The sequence below is a fragment of the Deltaproteobacteria bacterium genome (assembly GCA_016223005.1).
GTDB lineage: Bacteria > Desulfobacterota > GWC2-55-46 > UBA9637 > GWC2-42-11 > JACRPW01.
The window spans coordinates 6,698-25,055 of record JACRPW010000036.1 but is presented as its reverse complement, the minus strand read 5'-3'; the positions used below and the strand labels follow the sequence as shown (position 1 = coordinate 25,055).

17 protein-coding genes and 1 pseudogene (1 of these 18 only partly in view) are annotated in these 18,358 nt (G+C 41.3%); all 18 read left to right on the top strand.

What is annotated here, in order from left to right; genetic code table 11:
• The coding region (locus HZC45_03990) for a PAS domain-containing sensor histidine kinase (GenBank protein ID MBI5682318.1) at positions 1-311 on the top strand (311 nt) is incomplete at its 5' end.
• A 114-nt stretch (positions 312-425) separates the two neighbouring features.
• A complete protein-coding gene (locus HZC45_03985) occupies positions 426-1,814 on the top strand; it encodes a PAS domain-containing protein (GenBank protein ID MBI5682317.1) in 1,389 nt (462 codons plus the stop codon).
• Positions 1,807-3,045, top strand: a complete 1,239-nt coding sequence (locus HZC45_03980) for a response regulator (GenBank protein MBI5682316.1) — start codon at positions 1,807-1,809, stop codon at positions 3,043-3,045. The genes HZC45_03985 and HZC45_03980 overlap by 8 nt, the downstream gene beginning before the upstream one ends.
• A gap of 54 nt (positions 3,046-3,099) precedes the next feature.
• Positions 3,100-4,968 carry a HEAT repeat domain-containing protein gene (locus HZC45_03975; protein ID MBI5682315.1) on the top strand — a complete coding sequence of 623 codons (1,869 nt, stop codon included), beginning with the start codon at positions 3,100-3,102 and terminating at the stop codon, positions 4,966-4,968.
• A 32-nt stretch (positions 4,969-5,000) separates the two neighbouring features.
• A complete protein-coding gene (locus HZC45_03970; GenBank protein MBI5682314.1) occupies positions 5,001-5,840 on the top strand; it encodes a protein-glutamate O-methyltransferase CheR in 840 nt (279 codons plus the stop codon).
• Between the two features lie 44 nt (positions 5,841-5,884).
• A complete protein-coding gene (locus HZC45_03965) occupies positions 5,885-6,247 on the top strand; it encodes a response regulator (protein ID MBI5682313.1) in 363 nt (120 codons plus the stop codon).
• A gap of 64 nt (positions 6,248-6,311) precedes the next feature.
• Entirely contained in the window at positions 6,312-6,686 is a 375-nt protein-coding gene (gene cheY, locus HZC45_03960) for a chemotaxis response regulator CheY (protein MBI5682312.1), read from the top strand.
• Positions 6,687-6,688: 2 nt separating this feature from the next.
• On the top strand, positions 6,689-7,330 hold the full coding sequence (locus tag HZC45_03955) for a protein phosphatase CheZ (GenBank protein ID MBI5682311.1): 642 nt from the start codon (positions 6,689-6,691) through the stop codon (positions 7,328-7,330).
• A 207-nt stretch (positions 7,331-7,537) separates the two neighbouring features.
• Positions 7,538-9,415 (top strand): chemotaxis protein CheA, encoded by a 1,878-nt coding sequence (locus HZC45_03950; GenBank protein ID MBI5682310.1) that lies wholly within the window; start codon positions 7,538-7,540, stop codon positions 9,413-9,415.
• A gap of 16 nt (positions 9,416-9,431) precedes the next feature.
• Entirely contained in the window at positions 9,432-10,478 is a 1,047-nt protein-coding gene (locus HZC45_03945) for a chemotaxis response regulator protein-glutamate methylesterase (GenBank protein ID MBI5682309.1), read from the top strand.
• Between the two features lie 63 nt (positions 10,479-10,541).
• Positions 10,542-11,303: a flagellar motor protein gene (locus HZC45_03940; protein MBI5682308.1), complete on the top strand. Its 762-nt coding sequence runs from the start codon at positions 10,542-10,544 to the stop codon at positions 11,301-11,303.
• Between the two features lie 30 nt (positions 11,304-11,333).
• Complete coding sequence (locus HZC45_03935; protein MBI5682307.1) at positions 11,334-12,065, top strand: OmpA family protein; 732 nt, start codon at positions 11,334-11,336, stop codon at positions 12,063-12,065.
• A 22-nt stretch (positions 12,066-12,087) separates the two neighbouring features.
• Positions 12,088-13,065: a galactose-1-phosphate uridylyltransferase gene (locus tag HZC45_03930; protein MBI5682306.1), complete on the top strand. Its 978-nt coding sequence runs from the start codon at positions 12,088-12,090 to the stop codon at positions 13,063-13,065.
• Between the two features lie 136 nt (positions 13,066-13,201).
• Positions 13,202-13,933 carry a DUF3365 domain-containing protein gene (locus HZC45_03925; protein MBI5682305.1) on the top strand — a complete coding sequence of 244 codons (732 nt, stop codon included), beginning with the start codon at positions 13,202-13,204 and terminating at the stop codon, positions 13,931-13,933.
• Between the two features lie 176 nt (positions 13,934-14,109).
• Positions 14,110-15,270, top strand: coding sequence for a HAMP domain-containing protein (locus HZC45_03920; protein MBI5682304.1), 1,161 nt, complete (start codon positions 14,110-14,112; stop codon positions 15,268-15,270).
• A 29-nt stretch (positions 15,271-15,299) separates the two neighbouring features.
• Positions 15,300-15,818: a hypothetical protein gene (locus HZC45_03915; protein MBI5682303.1), complete on the top strand. Its 519-nt coding sequence runs from the start codon at positions 15,300-15,302 to the stop codon at positions 15,816-15,818.
• A gap of 47 nt (positions 15,819-15,865) precedes the next feature.
• Entirely contained in the window at positions 15,866-18,046 is a 2,181-nt protein-coding gene (locus HZC45_03910) for a methyl-accepting chemotaxis protein (GenBank protein ID MBI5682302.1), read from the top strand.
• Positions 18,047-18,091: 45 nt separating this feature from the next.
• Positions 18,092-18,358: pseudogene (locus tag HZC45_03905) on the top strand (chemotaxis protein CheW); it runs 230 nt beyond the window's last position.

Here is an 18,358-nt window from a genome sequence, read left to right as displayed (position 1 = left end):
ATGAAGGCGGCAGAATTGCAGTAAGTGTATGCGGCGTAAGAAAATTGGGAGAAAGAAACCTTCTTGAAATCTCAGTAACAGATACAGGGATAGGTATTGAAAAAAAAGAGGCAGAAAGGATATTTGAGAGGTTTGTCAGGGTCGGAAAAGATTCTGCGGCAGATATGGGCGGCACAGGGCTTGGTCTTAGCATTGCAGCGTCTATACTTGAGTTGCACAAAGGGTATATCCATGTGGGTAGTGAGATTGGCAAGGGTTCGGTCTTTACCGTAGGTCTTCCGATACTGGAAGATGTGAGATGTGAGATGTAGGGGAAAGGTTTAAGTCCCCCCTATTTTGGAGACTGTGTGTCATGACCCAATTTTTATGGTAGTCGCAGGCTTTAGCCTGCGTATTAACGCAAGGCTTATTAATGAGGTGCTGAATTGACAGACGAGGTTCTGAAATCCAAAGAAAGAACATTGGAAGAGGCATATAACTGCGGGTGTGGCATAGACTCAAGCGGACTTGACCTTTTCTTTTTGGACAGAAGACAGGTTCTGGATATTATCTGGTATATGGGCGATAGTTTAATGATATTAAATCCCGATGCTGTCATATCTTTTGTGAACAAGACTACCGAAGAAATGCTTGGATACAATGTCTGTGAAATCATTGGCAAACCTGTTGGCTTGGTTGTGGATGACAAGGATATGAAATTGTTTCTGTTTCTTAAAGATATAGTTGCACAAGGAAGTATAAGAAACTATGACATGAATTATCTTAGCAAAAAAGGCGAGAAGATACAGGTTGCTGTTAATGCCTCAATCATGCGTGATGCTCAAAAAAAACTAGCAGGCATTATTATTGCGGCAAGGGATATGAGGCAGACAATAGAGACTATTCATAATCTTGAAGAGACGAAGGCAACACTTGAGGATAGGGTAAGAAGAAGAACTGTGGCTCTTGAAAAAACCTATAAAGAGTTGAAGGATGCCCAAACACATCTTGTTCAAAGGGAAAAGATGGCATCAATCGGGCAGTTGGCGGCAGGTGTTGCCCATGAGATAAATAATCCAATGGGTTTTGTGAACAGCAATCTAAACACACTTACAAGTTATGTAATCGGGATTAAGGAGATTTTGAGCATGTATAGATGGCTGGAGGAATCAGTAAAGAATAAGGATTATGAGAAGGCAGGTACTATACTGCAGGATATAGATGGATTTAAGCAGGATATAGATTTTGAGTTTACAATAGAGGATATGGATAAACTTGTTTCTGAATCAAATGACGGTGTTGAAAGGGTCAGGGAAATAGTAAGGGGCTTAAGGGAATTCTCCCATTCAGGCGAGTCTAAAATGGTAGAGTTTAATGTTAATGAAGGGCTGGAGTCAACAATAAAGATGGTCTGGAATGAACTTAAATACAAGGCAGATATTACTAAAGAATATGGTGATGTCCATAAGATATGGTGTTTTCCTAACCAGATAAATCAAGTCTTTACAAATATCCTTGTAAATGCCGCCCATGCAATACCAACAAAGGGTGAGATTAAAATAAAGACATATGCTGAAGGGTTTATGACAACTAATAATGGGTGGGTTGTTATTGAAATACTGGATACAGGCGCAGGTATGTCAGAAGATGTAAAGACAAAGATATTTGACCCGTTTTTTACAACTAAGCCTGTTGGTATGGGCACAGGGCTTGGGCTTGCAATAGCATACAGCATCATAGAAAAACACGGCGGAACAATAGATGTGGAAAGTGAGGCAGACAAGGGGACAAAGTTTATAATCAGACTGCCATTTGGAGAGGTAAACCATGCTTAATCCCAAAGAACATATAATACTGTTTGTTGATGATGGGGAGAATATACTCTCATCACTTTACAGGCTCTTCAGGAAAGAGGGATACAATATGCTCAAGGCAAATAATGCAAGAGATGGGCTCGCCCTCTTTGGAAAAAACAAGATAAGCCTTGTGATCTCCGACCACAGGATGCCAGAGATGGAGGGCGTTGATTTTCTGGCAAAGGTCAAAGAGATTTCGCCTGATACAATAAGAATCATGCTTACAGGGTATGCGAACATGGATGCAACAGTTTCTGCCATAAATGTCAGTGGGGTGCATAGGTATATTACAAAACCATGGGATGACAATGCCTTAAAACTTACAGTAAGAGACCTTATTGAACAGTGTGAACTTAAGAAAGAGAATGCGCGGCTTTTTGAATTGACAGAAAAACAAAACAAAGAACTTAAAGAATTAAACGAATCGCTTGAACGAAAGGTTGAAGACAGGACAAGGCAGTTAAGGGAGAGTTTTTTTGCATTTATAAGAATCTGTGTAGATTTAATGGAACTTTATGACCCGCACCTTAGCGGACATTCAAAAAGGGTTGCGAAACTTTCCAGAGAGATTGCAGTGAAGATGGGGCTGGATAGCAGGGAAATTGAATTTATTGAATCTGCCGCCCTTTTACATGATATCGGGATTATAGGTGTACCTAAAGAGATTCTCAAAAAAGATGAAGATTCCATGAGTGATGTAGAGATAAGTCTTTTCAGACAGCATCCTATTGCAGGGCAGGATGCGATTGGGGAATTACCTGATTTAAAACAGATTGGACTTATAATAAGGAGCCATCATGAAGGGTGGTCAGGCAGGGGGTATCCTGACAGACTTAGAGGAGAAGAGATACCTGTTGGTTCAAGGATAATATCTGCTGCCAATAGATTTGATAATATTTTCAGACTCCACGATAAAAAAACTGCTGTCATAGAACTAAAAAAAGAGCGGGGCATAGATTTGGACCCTGAGGCGGTCAATCATCTTATAGAAATAGTGGAAGGTAAGAAAGATGATGAAGAAAGTGTGCAGGAGGTGCCTTTTTCTATGATTAAAGAAGGCATGATTCTTGCTAAAGATATTTATACAAATGGCAAGAAACTATTACTCCCCAAAGGCAATACCCTGACAGGTATAATGGTAGAAAGGTTAAAGAATTTTCACAGGATAGACCCAATAGTTGATTGGGTCTATATATTAAGAGATAAATAAATATTAACTAAAGAAATATTGGGATATTCCGATACATAAAAGAAAGGACAAATCATGATAAACATGGATGACCTTATAAACAGGTTAAATTCAGATGACAGGGCAGTGCTTCACGAAACCATAGAACTGCTCGGAGATATGAGGGATAAAAGGGCTATAAAACCCATTGTCTCTCTTTTAAAAGGAAGCGACCAGGGTATTAAGGATGCGGCAGTAAATGCCCTTGTAAATATTGGGGGACAGGATGCAGCAGACGCTGTTATCCCGCTTCTCTATGAGGAAGATAACGCATCTTTGAGAAACATGGCTATAGAGATTCTGGAAAGGCTTGGCAAAGATGCAGAGCAGTCTGTTATTGCCCTTTTAAATGAAAAGGATGATGATATTGTTAAGTTTGCCCTTGATATACTTGGAAACATAGGAAATCCCGCTTTATCCCCTCATCTTATACCGGTACTTAATCACCCTAATAAAAATGTAAGGGCTGCTGCCGTAAATACTGTTAGTAAACTCAAGGTATTCAGCGCCGCAGGCTGTCTTATAGATATGCTGAAGGATAATGACGAATGGGTAAGGTTTTCTGTGATTGAGGCATTGGGCAGTCTTGGCAGTCCTGATATGGTTGATAGACTTCTTGATGCGGTAAAAAATTACGATATGTCAAAGATTGCTGCGATTGATGCCTTATCTCATCTTGCGCAAGCAAAAGATTTGAAAAAGATTATGTCTGTCATAAGCAGTTTGGATATTACAGATATTATGGCAGTGGATACAGCGGTTAGATTTGTTGAAAGATTCCTGACTAAAATGGATGATTCTCATAAAGACATATTTCTAAAGATATTTACAGACAAACTAAAAAATGGCGACCTGTTTGAAAAAAGGGATTCTCTGAAAGGGATTGGGTTACTTGGGAAAAGACAGGCAATAGATGCCTTGTTAAAATTTGCTGAAGATATAGATGAAAATGATGAAGAGACTGTCCCCCTTCTGAGGCATACAATAGCATCTGTAGGCAGCAGCAGTGTTATTATTAAGGCATTGAGAAAAGAACCGGCAAATATATCTATACTTGCCGAGGCGCTTGGGGATATCGGCGATCCTTCTTCTGCAGATGAAATCAAGTCTCTTATTGAGAAGGTGGACAGGGAAACAAGGGCAGTGCTTTTGAAGAGTCTTGAGAAGATAGAAACAGTCTCTTCTTTTGAAACCATCAGCAGCGCCCTTAGGGATAAAGATGGACACATCAGAGGGCTTGCTGCCGCGATGCTTGGCAAACTAGGGGACAGCAGGGCAATTCCACTTTTATATGATGCCTTGATAGATGAGCCGTATAAAGATGTTCAGGAAATCATTTCTGATGCAATGTCCATGTATGCTGGAGATGAGGTGAAGGATTTGTTTGTCAGATTACTTTCTAATGAACAGACATCAATAAGAATTGCGGCAATAAAGGGTCTAGGGAGATTAAATATAGAATCAACAAAAAAACACCTTATGGCTCTTATAAATGACTTAGAGCCTGATATAAGGATTGAGGCGGTTAAATCTCTGGGTAGTTTTGAAGGCGGTGATGTTACAGATATTGTTTCAAGGTGTTTAAAGGATGAAAACAAGGGAGTCAGACTTTCTGCGCTAGAGGTTATAAGGACAAGGGACGGCTGTGATGACCTTATCATAATCGCCTTGAGTGATGCAGATATGTGGGTAAGGTTCAGGGCAATAGAGATTATTGCGGATAAAAAGATTAAAGGCGCTGAAGATATAATAATTGATATCCTTCTTAATGACGGATTGCCTGTAAAGGCTGCATGTATAAATGCGCTTGGTCATATCGGCTCAAAGGAATCTGAATATGTATTAAAGGGATTTATTGACCACATTGACCCGTATATAAGTGCAGCCGCAAGAGACTCGCTTTAACAGATTTCATCCTGACAGGGCTAGGTAAATAAATGGAAAGACCAAAGATTTCAAGAGAGATATTTGTGCAATTAAGGGATTTTATTTATGAGAAGAGCGGTATGTTTTTTCAAGAAAACAAGACCTATCTTCTTGAAGACAGGCTTTCAAGGAGGCTTGAGGCTAGAAACCTTTCAAACTATGAAGAATATCTTTATTTCTTAAGATACGACCTGAAAAAGGATGATGAACTTAAAGAATTATTTAATGCAGTTACCACAAATGAGACAAGTTTCTTCAGGGATATAAACCAACTTGATGCATTCAGGTTCGGCATAATTCCAAAGATTATGGAAAAAAAAGCAAACTCAGGACAGAAATCTGTAAGGATATGGAGTGCAGGCTGTTCCACAGGAGAAGAGCCTTATACCCTGGCAATGATGGCAATGGAAGAAGGTTTGACGCTCAAGGGATGGGGTGTTGAAATTACAGCATCAGATATAAGTGAACAGGTTTTGACATCAGCAAGAAGGGCTGCATATGGTGAATATGCTGTAAGGAATACAAATGAAGCAATTATTAAAAAATATTTTTTAAATTCCAGCAGCGGCTATGTTGTTAAACCTGAGGTAAAGCAGATGGTAAGGCTTACAAATCTAAACCTGTTGGATGTGGTGCAGATGAGGGGTGTAAGGGGTATGGATGTAATATTCTGCAGGAATGTCCTTATATATTTTGATGATAATGCTAAAAGAAAGGTGATTGGTCACTTTTATGACAGCCTTGTAGACGGCGGTTTTCTGGTGGTTGGATTTTCAGAATCACTCTTTAATCTAACAAGGGCATTTAAACCTGTAGGCATAAACAAATGTGTAACATATCAGAAGATATAGAAACAGTGAATAGTGAATAGTGAATAGTGAATGGAGGTAATCCTATGAGTAAGAATATCCTTATAGTGGATGATTGCGATACGACAAGAAAACTTATTTCCTATATGGTAAAGGGCGCTGGATACAATCCTATAGGTGCGGTAAATGGTTTTGATGCACTTGAAAAACTTGCACAGAATGAAATATCCCTTGTGGTAACTGACTTGAATATGCCGCAGATGGATGGTCTTGAACTGGCGAGGAATATAAAGACAGATGAGAACTATAAGGGTATGCCGGTCATCATGCTTACTACAGAATCTAGTGAAAAGGATAAAGAAACAGGGCTTCAGGCAGGGGTGGATGTATATATGACAAAGCCTGTAACATCCAAATGGCTGGCTTATCAAATCCAGAAATTACTTTAAAAGGATACTGCGGGAAAGGCACGTTAGTATAAACAGGGAGGTGGCTAAAATGTTTGATGAAAAAATGAAGATACTTGTGGTGGATGATTTTTCCACTATGCGGAGGATAATAAGAAACCTCCTGAAGGAACTCAATTATCTCAATGTAGAAGAGGCTGATGACGGCGCAACAGCGCTGGTAAAACTTAAGAATGATAAATTTGATTTTGTTATATCAGACTGGAATATGCCAAATATGACAGGGATAGACCTCTTAAAGACAGTGAGGGCAGATGCGAACCTAAAACACCTGCCTATCCTAATGGTTACTGCTGAGGCAAAACAAGAAAATGTAATAGAGGCTGTTCAGGCTGGGGTGAATAACTACATTGTTAAACCATTTACAGCCGCGATACTAAAGGAAAAGATGGATAAAATCAAAGAGAGATTAGGAGGCTGATTATGGAAGATGTCAACATGAAGGAAGTCATAGATGTTGCAAAGGCATTGGCTGATGGCAATCTTAACAGGGGATTGAAACCCGAACAACTTCACGGTGTGCTGGCTGAACTTGCAGTCCACCTTGAAAAAATCAGACAGAACTTTCTTGTCATTGACCCTAATATCAAAGATACCTCTGAAAAGGTTCCTGAGACATCAAGTCAACTTATGGATATTGATAAAACACTTTCTACTGCTGCTGACAGCTTGATGCTCCTTACTGAAGACCTTATGACAGACCATGAAATGATAGAAACCTTGCTTAACCGTCTTTTGCAGTGGGGTGAAGGGTTGAATATGCTTGATAACGACAGTGTTGCAAGAACTACGATAAATGAACTTGGAGCAATAAATAAAAAAAGCAAGGCCAATCTTATGGAGGTATTTGCAAACCTTTCATTTCAGGATTTGGCAGGGCAGAAGATTATGAAAATGAAAAATCTTATAGAAGGCATAGAGGCAAGGCTTCTTGAGGTTCTTGTAATCTTCGGACATCACAAGGATAAAACAAAAAGAGATGAAATGCTTAAAGGACTGAAAGAAAGCGGCGGGGTGCTCAAGCAGGACCTTGTGGATGACATCATGAACAATCTTGGGTTTTAGATTTAATGACAGTGAGCCGTGAGCGGTAAGCAGTAACCGCTAACTGCTCACTAAATATGTCTGTGTATAAAGTAAGTTTTTGTCATTGTCCGGCTTGACCGGACAATCCAGAAGACATTGAAAAGGCTGGATTCCCCGATCAAGTCAGGGAATGACGGACTAATAAAGTCATAGTTTATACACAGACACTAAATAATGGAGAGACCTATGGCTGACGAAATGCAAGAGATAATTCAGGATTTTATTATTGAAACTACTGAGATTTTAGACGGACTTGACCAAAAATTTGTTGAACTGGAAAAAACCCCTGATAGTCAGGAACTTTTGAATGCGATTTTCAGGGCTGTCCATACCACAAAAGGCGCTGCGGGTTTTCTTGGGTTTAAACAGATTGTTGATCTGTCTCATACTGCAGAAAATCTGCTTAACAAACTTCGTCAGGGAACCTTGAAGGTTACTCCGTCAATCATGGATGCGATCCTTAAGGCAGTTGATATGCTTAAACTCCTTCTTTCGCATGTAAGGGAAGGGGATGGGAAAGAGGAGGATATATCAGGTGTTATTAATGAGCTTAAAGATGCAGAGGCTCCTGTTTCTGTAGAAACAGCGGGGACAGATTTGAAATCTGTCCCCAGTCAGCATGTTGCGGAGAAAATAACTACAGAACAAGTATCAATACCGCCTGTTGGAAAAAAAGAAGATGAAGCAGTAATCCTGTCTAGTGACAAGCCAAAGATGCTTGGTGAGATTCTTTTAGAGAAAAAGGTGATTACAAGGACTCAGATGGATGAGGCAATGCTTGACCAGAGAGGCGCTGAAAAGATTGGGGATGTGCTTGTGAGAAAAGGATTTATAAAAAAAGAAGACATTTCCGCAGCACTCTCAAATCAGGGCAGAACAACCGATACTGTGCATGAGACCACCATAAGGGTTGATATAAAAAGACTTGATAATGTTTTAAATCTGGTTGGTGAACTTGTTCTTGGCAGAAACAGACTAGTGAGGCTGGCAGGTGATATGGAGGCAAGATATGGTGAGGATGAAACTACAACTGCAATAAGAAAGACTATATCAAGCCTGAATGTCATAACAACTGATTTGCAATTGGCTGTTATGAAGACCCGAATGCAGCCTATAGGCAGGGTATTTAGTAAATTCCCAAGAATGGTAAGGGACATGGCAAGGATAAAGGGTAAAGAGATAGAACTTACCCTTGTTGGTGAAGAGACCGAACTTGACAAGACCGTTATAGAGGAAATAGGGGACCCGCTTGTGCATCTTATCCGCAATTCAGTAGACCACGGTATAGAAAAACCTGATGTAAGGGTTCAAAGAGGCAAGAAACCGAAGGGGACTATTATGCTGTCAGCATACCATAGGGGTAATAATATATTTATTACTATAGAGGATGACGGCAATGGCATAGATGCCAATATCCTGAGAGAAAAATCAGTAGAAAAGGGTATTATGACAAGGCAGGACGCAGACAAGATGAGTAATAAGGAGATACTAAATATTATCTTCATGCCGGGATTTTCAACAGCAAAAGAGGTGACTGATGTCTCAGGCAGGGGTGTTGGTATGGATGTGGTGAAGACAAATATAAGTAAATTAAACGGGACAATAGATATAAATACAGAGATAGGAAAAGGCACAAGGATTACAATCGGTTTGCCTTTGACCCTTGCAATAATACAATCGCTTATGGTGGAGGCAAGTAAAGAGATATATGCGATTCCGCTTTCAACAGTAGTGGAGATATTAAAGATTAACTCCGATGAAATAAAGACCGTTGATAAGAAAGAGGTTATATATGTCAGAAACACGGTATTCCCCCTTATTCGTCTTTCAAACCTTTTGGAGAAACAGTCGCAATGCAGTGAAAGACCCTATGTAGTTATAATAGCAATGGGTGATAAAGAGGTTGGTGTAGTGGTTGATGCCCTGCATGGTCAGGAAGAGATTGTTATAAAATCAATGGGTGAATATTTGTCTAATATAAAGGGCATAGCAGGCGCAACAGTAACAGGCAGTGGTCAGGTTGTCCTTATACTGGATATCATGGGTATATTTGCACAGGTTTAGCAGGAAATGACGGCATATGCATAAAAAAATACGGGTCTTGATTGTTGATGATTCAGCCTTTATGAGAAAGGCTATTAAAGGGCTCATAGAAGATGACCCTGATATAGAGGTTATTGGCTTGGCAAGGGATGGGATGGAAGGTGTTGAAATGGCTATGGCGAACTCACCCGATGTTATAACGCTTGATGTTGAGATGCCGAGGATGAACGGTCTTGAGGCATTAAAAATTATAATGGAAAAGAAGCCTATGCCTGTGCTTATGCTTTCTTCCATTACTACAGAGGGTGCGCATGCAACATTTGATGCCCTTGAACTTGGTGCTGTTGATTACATACCTAAAAATCTTGGAGACCTTTCTGTTAATATTGTCAGGATAAAGGATGAACTTATATCCAAAATCAAGGCGGTCTCCAGAAAGAAAGTAAGCAGTAAGCAGTCAACTCCTCACCCCGCACCCCTCACCCCTCCCTTTAAGGATAAGTTTGTAAGCCAAAAGGTAGCGGTTGTCGCTATTGGCGCCTCCACAGGTGGACCAAAGGCTGTGCAGGATGTGTTGACAATGCTCCCGTCTGATTTTCCGGCAGGGATACTGGTTGTCCAGCATATGCCAATGACTTTTACAGGTCCTTATGCTGAAAGGCTTAATGGTATATGTGGTATGGAGGTGAGGGAGGCTAGGAGTGGTGATGCTATTAAACCAAGCATAGTGCTTGTAGCCCCAGGCGGTGTCCATACCCGACTTAAAAGAAGGGGGGCAATAGAGGTTGAACTGGACATGGATAATAATCCTTCTGACGCTATATACAAGCCGTGTGTTGATATTTCATTTACATCAATTGCCCAGTGTTTTCCGTGTCGTTCAATAGGTGTGATTATGACAGGTATGGGAAGCGACGGCAAAGATGGCATAAGGGCTATCAAGAATGCAGGCGGGAGGGCTATAGCACAGGATGAGGGAACATGTGTTGTTTACGGTATGCCAAAGGCAGTTGTTGATGAAGGACTTGCAGATAAAGTTGTGCCTCTTCCTGAAATAGCAGGCGAGATACTGAATATGGTGTAGGAAGAAAGCGAGAAAAGCGGGAAAGGCAAGAAATGCCATTTCTCGCGTTTCTTGCGGTACTTTATGGATATCTTAACTATCATAGGCATTGCGCTTGGCATTGCAGCCATTGTTGGTGGACAGATTCTTGAAGGGGGCGAGTTATCCTCCATAATTCAACTTACTGCGGCAATAATTGTATTCGGAGGGACTATTGGCGCTGTCCTTGTCAACTACCCCCTGTCAGTAGTCAGTTTAGCCATAAGTTTACTAAGGCGGGCAATATTTAATGATAAAAACAGCGCCAAAAAGATAATGGAACAGATAATTCAGTTCGCATGGCTTACAAGGAGAGAAGGACTGTTAATACTGGAAAATAAGATTAAAGAGATTGAAAACCCATTCTTTAGGAAGGGTGTCCAGTTAGCGGTTGACGGCAAGGCGCCTGATGAAATCAGAGGGATTCTTGAGATAGATATGGTTCAGGATGAAGATAGAAAACTTCTGTCTGCAAAGGTCTTTGAATCCGCAGGCGGGTATGCGCCTACAATAGGCATATTGGGTGCTGTGCTTGGGCTCATCCATGTTATGGAAAACCTTGCTGAACCTGCAAAACTTGGTGAGGGCATAGCAGTAGCATTTGTTGCAACTGTTTATGGTGTTGGTTCTGCAAATCTGTTCTGGCTTCCTGTTGCAGGAAAATTAAAGGTGAAAATCAAGGAGGAAAATCTTCAGAAGGAGTTAATAAAAGAGGGGCTTGCCTCTCTGGCATCAGGAGAAAACCCTGTGATAATAAGGGAAAGGCTTGAGGGATTTCTGAAAGAAGGTGAAAGAAGCAGGAGATGAGAAAGGCGAGAAAGGCGGGAAATGACAACTATGAATAAAAGAAAAAAACAGGAAGAGCATGAAAATACAGACAGGTGGATGGTCTCTTATGCAGATTTTATAACCCTGCTCTTCGCATTTTTTACCACCATGTATGCAATATCATCAGTAAATGAAGGCAAGTATAGAACTGTGGGTGAATCACTAGCCGCAGCCTTTAATGCCAAAGAGGCTAAAAAACAGGATACTCAAATTAACCCTGAACTTAAAGAAGACTCTATGAAAATTCTCATAACAGATGCATTTAAAAAAACCTTTTCATCTGATTACAAAAAGGTTCAGTCAGTAGTCTCTGAGATGGAGAAAAGTGGAAAGGTAAATGTCAGTATTGAAAAGAGAGGCATTGTTATTAGTTTTTCAGAAGGGATTTTGTTCGAATCCGGTAATGCTAAAATCATGCCTGGTGCAGCCGCCGCTATAGATGAAATCGCAGGTATGCTAAAGGAGATGTCTAACTATGTAAGGATAGAAGGACATACCGATAATATCCCTATAAAGACTTTAGAGTTCCCGTCTAATTGGGAACTTTCCACAGCAAGGGCATTGAATATGTTAAGATACATGGTAGATGTGTATGGGCTTAATCCGGGGAAGATATCTGCAATAGGGTATGGTGAATTCAAACCTGTTTCTCCAAACGATACATCAGAAGGAAGGATGAGAAACAGAAGGGTGGATATTGTAATACTGAATGAGGAAGGGATAATGCAGGAACCAAGATAGCGATATAGTGATGGAGGATTATATGGCTGAGATGAGATTAGACCCTACAACAATGTCATGGGTTATTACAGGCAAAGAGGTGATGGGTAAGACCGATTTAGAAGATGTATGCCCTTTTTGTCCTGGTAATGAGGACAGAACACCGTCTTCTATTCATGAGATAGGGGAAAATGGTAATTGGAAGGTAAGGGTCTTTCCTGACATAAACCCTGTTTTCAGGATTGAATACAGTGAGGACAGAGAGGCAGAACTCATTTACAGCAGGATGAAGAACAGGGGGGCCCATGAGATTATTGTTGAGCATCCATCCCATAATATTTCTTTAAGCGATATGGAACTTAAGGATATTATTTGTGTATTTGATGCGTATGCAAATAGGATAGAGGATTTAAAGAACGATAAACGGATGAAGCAGATACTTTTGTTCAAAAACCGCGGTGAATTTACAGGCACAAGGATCAAACACATCCATTCTCATCTGATGGCGACCCCTATGATTCCCAAACGGATTGAGCAGGAACTACGATTTGCGCAATATCACTATAAAAGCAAAGAAAGGTGTCTCTTTTGCGACATAATACATCAGGAGATTAAATATAGGAAAAGGATTATCTTTGAGAACGATGGTTTTATTGCAATATGCCCTTATGCCTCAAGATTTCCTTATGAGGTTTGGATATTCCCCAAAAAGCACTCTTATACCTTTGAAAAGGCTATGAAGTATGGGGATTACAGGGAGATGCTGGCGGAATCTGTAAAATTTATTTTATCAAGGATTGAATCTGTAACCCCACATTATTATATGGTTCTTCATAACAGCCCGAATGAGAATTCCTCATTTGTTAATGGCGAGGGGAAGACATTGAGAGATGACTTCCACTGGCATTTTGAAATCCTTCCCCTTTTAAAGGAGATGAAGAGGTTTAAATGGGAAGAGGAATTCTATGTAAATCCTGTAACCCCTGAAGATGCGGCAAGGGTTTTAAGGATGGGGGATTAAGAAAAAGGAGGTGAAGGAAAGGCGAAAGTAGTCTGCCGATTTATCAGCGCATTTAAAAACGCCCAATGAATTGAGCAGCTACATACAGGCATTTTGTAGCATGCCGATTTATCGGCATTAAAAGGAGGATAAAACCATGAAGACAGAAAAGATTATTAGCGCCATCGTAGTTATCATGTCATTCTTTGCATTTATAACAAATGCCTTTGCAGGCAGTGAGGATGATATTGCAAGGAAATTGGCAATAGCCCTTGTATCAGGCAGGGCAATTGTCGCACAGAGTCAGGACCTCATAAATGACCCGGCAAAAGGGGATAAGGGTCTAACCCCGGAAGTCTTTTTTGACAAGGTTGTGGCAGACTATAAGAACAGAACAGGTGTAGATTTAAAGGCAATAAAGCCTGATTCAGAGTTAAATAAACTTCTTCTTGCATATGTAGAATCTATGAAAGAGGTTCTTGCAGATGCGCAGGAACTAATCAACAAAGAAGGCATGGCATTTAAGGGGTTTATCCCTGCGGTTTACGGCAAAAAGGTTGGAGATAAGTTTACAAGTAAGACAGGCATCAGATTGAAACAGACATCAGATAAATACAGGAATACTGCAAACAAGCCGGATGAATATGAGGCGAATCTAATCGCAAAATTTAAAGAGCCCGGCTACAAAAAGGGTGAAGGGCATGGAGAGGCTGTAGATATAGGCGGCAGAAAGTTTTATAGATATATGCTGCCTCTTTATATTGAAAAGCCGTGCCTTAAGTGCCACGGCGACCCTGCAGGTGAGAAGGACATAGCAGGGAGAATCAAGGAAGGCTACAAAGAGGGTGATGTCCGGGGCGGGATAAGTGTGATTATACCGGTTAAGTAAGAAGCGAGAAAGGCGGGAAATGGGTAGCCGCAACCTTTAGGTTGCGTTGAGAGTCAATAAAATCAATGGGTTAATGCGCAGGCTAAAGCCCCTGATAAAAGCATTCAGGGGCAGGCTCTGCGGCTACCACATTTTTTAAAATTAAAATTTATCAGGAGGTAAGGAGGAAAACAGTTATGAAGTTATTTAACTGGAGGATTCGCAATAAGTTACTGGTTGGTTTTTCTTTGGTCTTGTTTCTTATGGCTGCTATAGGCGGGTATACTTTTATCTATTCAAAGGGGATTGAGCAGCAGACTGGTTTTATGAGCCAGACTGCCTCAATGAATCTGGATATAGTGGAAAAACTGAAGGTTGCAACCATTCAGGTCCAGCAATTCCTTACCGATGCAAGCGCTACAGGCACGACAGACGGGATAAACGAAGCCAAAGAATGGGCTGAAAAATTCAGGGGATATGTTAATGAGATGCACACCAAATGCACATTATGCCATTCCAAAGTCTTTAAAGACAGTCCAAAAGATATGCCTGATGTAGAGGCTAAGATTATAGAGATGAGCGCCAATTTTGAGACATATTATGAAATAGGGAAGAAAATGACAAATATCTATATAAAGGAAGGCAGAGAGGCGGGGAATAAACTTATGCCTGAGTTTGATTCTGCTGCCAAAAAGATAAATAAGGAATTGGACAGACGGACACAGATGGCTAAAAAACATTTTACAAAGTCTTGGAACGATGTCAATCAATCAACAAAGAGGGCTAGGGAGTGGACATTGTTTATTGTTTTAGCGGCTGTTGCGATTGGAATTCTAGTGGCATTTTTCATAGCAAAAAAGATAGAAAACCCTGTTGCCGATGTTGTTAAAATGGCGGATAAGATTGCGCAAGGAGATTTGACATGCAAGGATTTGAATATACAATCAGGGGATGAGATGGAGCTGCTTGCCGCCTCTTTGAACAAGATGAAGGGGACATTAAACGAGATAATGCAACATGTGGTGAACGGTGTAACTCATCTTGCCTCTGCCTCTGAGCAGTTATCTGCCTCATCCACCCAGATAGCGAAGGGGACAGACGAGCAGACCCAGAGGGCATCTACGGTAGCCACAGCATCAGAGGAGATGAGCGCTACAATAATAGAGGTAGCGAAGAATGCATCTGGCGCGGCAGAAGCGGCAAAAGAGGCCAATAATTTAGCGCGCAATGGCGGAGATATAGTCCAGAAGACAGTAGAAGGGATGAATGACATAGCAAAGAGCGTAAAGGATTCAGCGGGTGTAATTGCCACACTAGGGGAGAGGTCGCGTGAAATCGGCAAAATCATAAAGGTATAATAGACGACATAGCAGACCAGACAAACCTATTGGCATTAAATGCAGCAATAGAGGCAGCGAGGGCAGGGGAACAGGGGAGGGGTTTTGCAGTGGTGGCAGATGAAGTCCGGAAGTTAGCAGAGAGGACAACAAAGGCGACAAAAGAAATTGGGGATATGATACAGGCGATACAGAATGAGACCAGAAAGGCGGTTGGAGCAATGGAAGCAGGGACAAAAGAAGTGGAGAGAGAGGTTAGACTTGCGAAAGAGGCAGGAGAGGCATTAGGGCATATAGTTGGTAGTGTAGATAAGGTATCAGGGATGATACAGCAAATCGCTACAGCAGCAGAGGAGCAGTCAACAGCAGCAGACCAAAGCAGCGGTGATATAGAGGCAGTGGCAGGTGTAGCGAGGCAGACATCAGAAGGAGCGAATCAGATAGTTTCTGCCTCATCGGATTTGGCAGGCATTGCCTCTAAACTGCAGACGATTGTATCAAGGTTTAAGATAGACGCGGGAAATGCGGGAATAGCGGGAAAGGGTATGAAAAGTCTGCCGGGGGCCTGAAGGTAGCCGCAACATTTTTTAAAATTAAAATTTATCAGGAGGCAAATATGAAAGCCCTTATACAAAATCTCTTCAGGAACTTTAGTATTAAACTAGTTCTGTATACAGCGATAGCAGGAGCAGGCATTCTGATAATCCTTCTATGCGGCATCTTGTTTTTGCTTGTGTATAACTGGTCTAAAGAGGCAGATAGACTGGTAATGGCAAATGAACTCACTGACCATATCATCACAGCAGCAGGTTGGGAGGCAATAGAACGAGGGGTTACAAACACTGCATTATCAAGCGACAAGCCTGCTGAAAGCAGTATGAGCCAGAAGATAAAAGACCTGAGGGCAAAAGGTGATGATGAATTTAAAAAGGGGCGGGCAGTTGCAGAAAACCTTGCTGCATTTGACCCAGGGCATACAGGTTTTAAAGAGGCATTGAAGAAGACAGATGAAGCACGGAAGGCTTTGGAAGAGGCAAGGGCAAAGGCAGATGCAAGCCTTGGCAAAGACAAAAAGGATTTTGCCCCGCAGGAATGGTTTAAGTTCATAACAAACTTTATTGATGCAAATGCTGATTTAAGGCAGGAGGCAGTTATATCACCTAGTTATACATATACATTCAGCAGCGGCGTTAGTCTGAACATGAAACTTAAACATGCGGTATGGCTGGCAAGCGAATATGCAGGCAGGGAAAGGGCAACCATAGGCGGAATGATTACAAAAGGCTCGCCTATAGTTGAGGAGCAGTTATCTAAACTCAACTCGTTCAGGGCAGTTGTTGACCTTAATATAAAGGCAATGTTACTGCTAAAGAATAACCCCAAAACAGATGCAGCCATCAGACAATCTATAGATAAAATGGAAGAGGTGTTTTTGGGTAAATTTCAAGGGACAAGAAAATCTGTATATGAGGCGGCATACCTTGGCAATTATCCTATTTCAGCAAGCCAGTGGATTGATAAATCTACAGAGGCTATAAACACAATCCTTGATGTATCAACCTCTGCAGGCAAGATGGTTGAAAAACAGGTTAAAGAGGCAAAGGATAGTTTTAGGTTATATTTATATATAGTTTTAATATTCTTTACAGCGATGATTATCGGATGCATTGCAATTGTTATGGTAATTAAATACAAGGTAATAGAGCCTGTGGATAATCTGATGCATACTATGACTGAGGTGGAACAAACAGGGGACCTTAGGGTTACAGCAGAGGTAAATACACAGGATGAGATGGGGCAGATGACTAATACATTCAATGCGATGGTTAAAAAGATGCATGATATTGCAAAGGAAATCAGCATTGGGGTAGAGCGGGTAACATCTACTGCATGGCATTTTCAAGAGTCATTCGGCAAGATTGTCCAAGACACAGAAGACCAGACCCAAAGGGCTGCACAGGTAGCAACAGCATCTACAGAGATGAGCGCAACAGTTATAGAAATTGCAAAGAATGCATCAGGGGCATCAGAGGCGGCAAAGGGGGCAGACAAGGCAGCCAGAAAAGGCGGGGAAATGGTCCAGAGGACAGTGGAAGGGATGAGTGACATAGCACAGAGCGTCCGGCAGTCAGCAGAGGTAATATCTGAGTTAGGCTCTCGTTCTAATGAAATCGGCAAGATTATAAAGGTCATAGATGACATAGCAGACCAGACAAATCTATTGGCATTAAATGCAGCGATAGAGGCGGCTCGTGCAGGGGAACAGGGGAGGGGTTTTGCAGTAGTAGCGGATGAGGTGAGGAAGTTGGCAGAGAGGACAACAAAGGCGACAAAAGAGATAGGTGAGATGATACAGACCATACAGGATGATACTATAAAGGCAGTTAGTGTAATGGATGTAGGAACAAAGAAAGTAGAGAATGAGGTAGTAGTTGCAAAAGAGGCAGGGGAGGCATTGGAACAGATAGTAGATAGTGTTAATAAGGTTACAGGTATGATACAGCAAATCGCAACAGCAGCAGAGGAGCAGTCAACAGCGGCAGACCAAATCAGCGGTGATATAGAGGCAGTGGCAGGCGTAGCAAAAGAGACTTCTGCAGGGGCAAACCAGAGAATGGGTGATGTCCGTGATTTGTCAGACATTGCATTTGAATTAAAGGAAATGGTTTCAAAATTTACTATGGAAAGAAGGGCAGGGAAGAGGGGACCTGATGAAAAGGTCTGGACAGAAGAAGAAAGGGAGAGATACAGGGCCGCACATAAATCTAGGGACACTTCCCCTATTTTGAAAATCTAAAATAGTAAAATAGGGGAAGTGTCCCTAGTAAAGGAGGTAAGACATATGGCAGAAGGACGAAAAAATAATGGTGAACTGCAGTTAGTAACATTTAAAATTGGCAAAGAAGAATTTGCTGTAGATATTTTGGCGGTGCAGGAGATAATCAAGATGGTTGAGATTACACGGGTGCCGAGGTCCCCTGATTTTGTTGAAGGTGTTATAAACTTAAGGGGAAAGGTAATACCTGTAGTTGATTTAAGGAAGCGGTTTGGCTTAAACAAGGTAGAAAAAAATCAGGACTCAAGAATTATAGTCATTGAAACAGGAAAG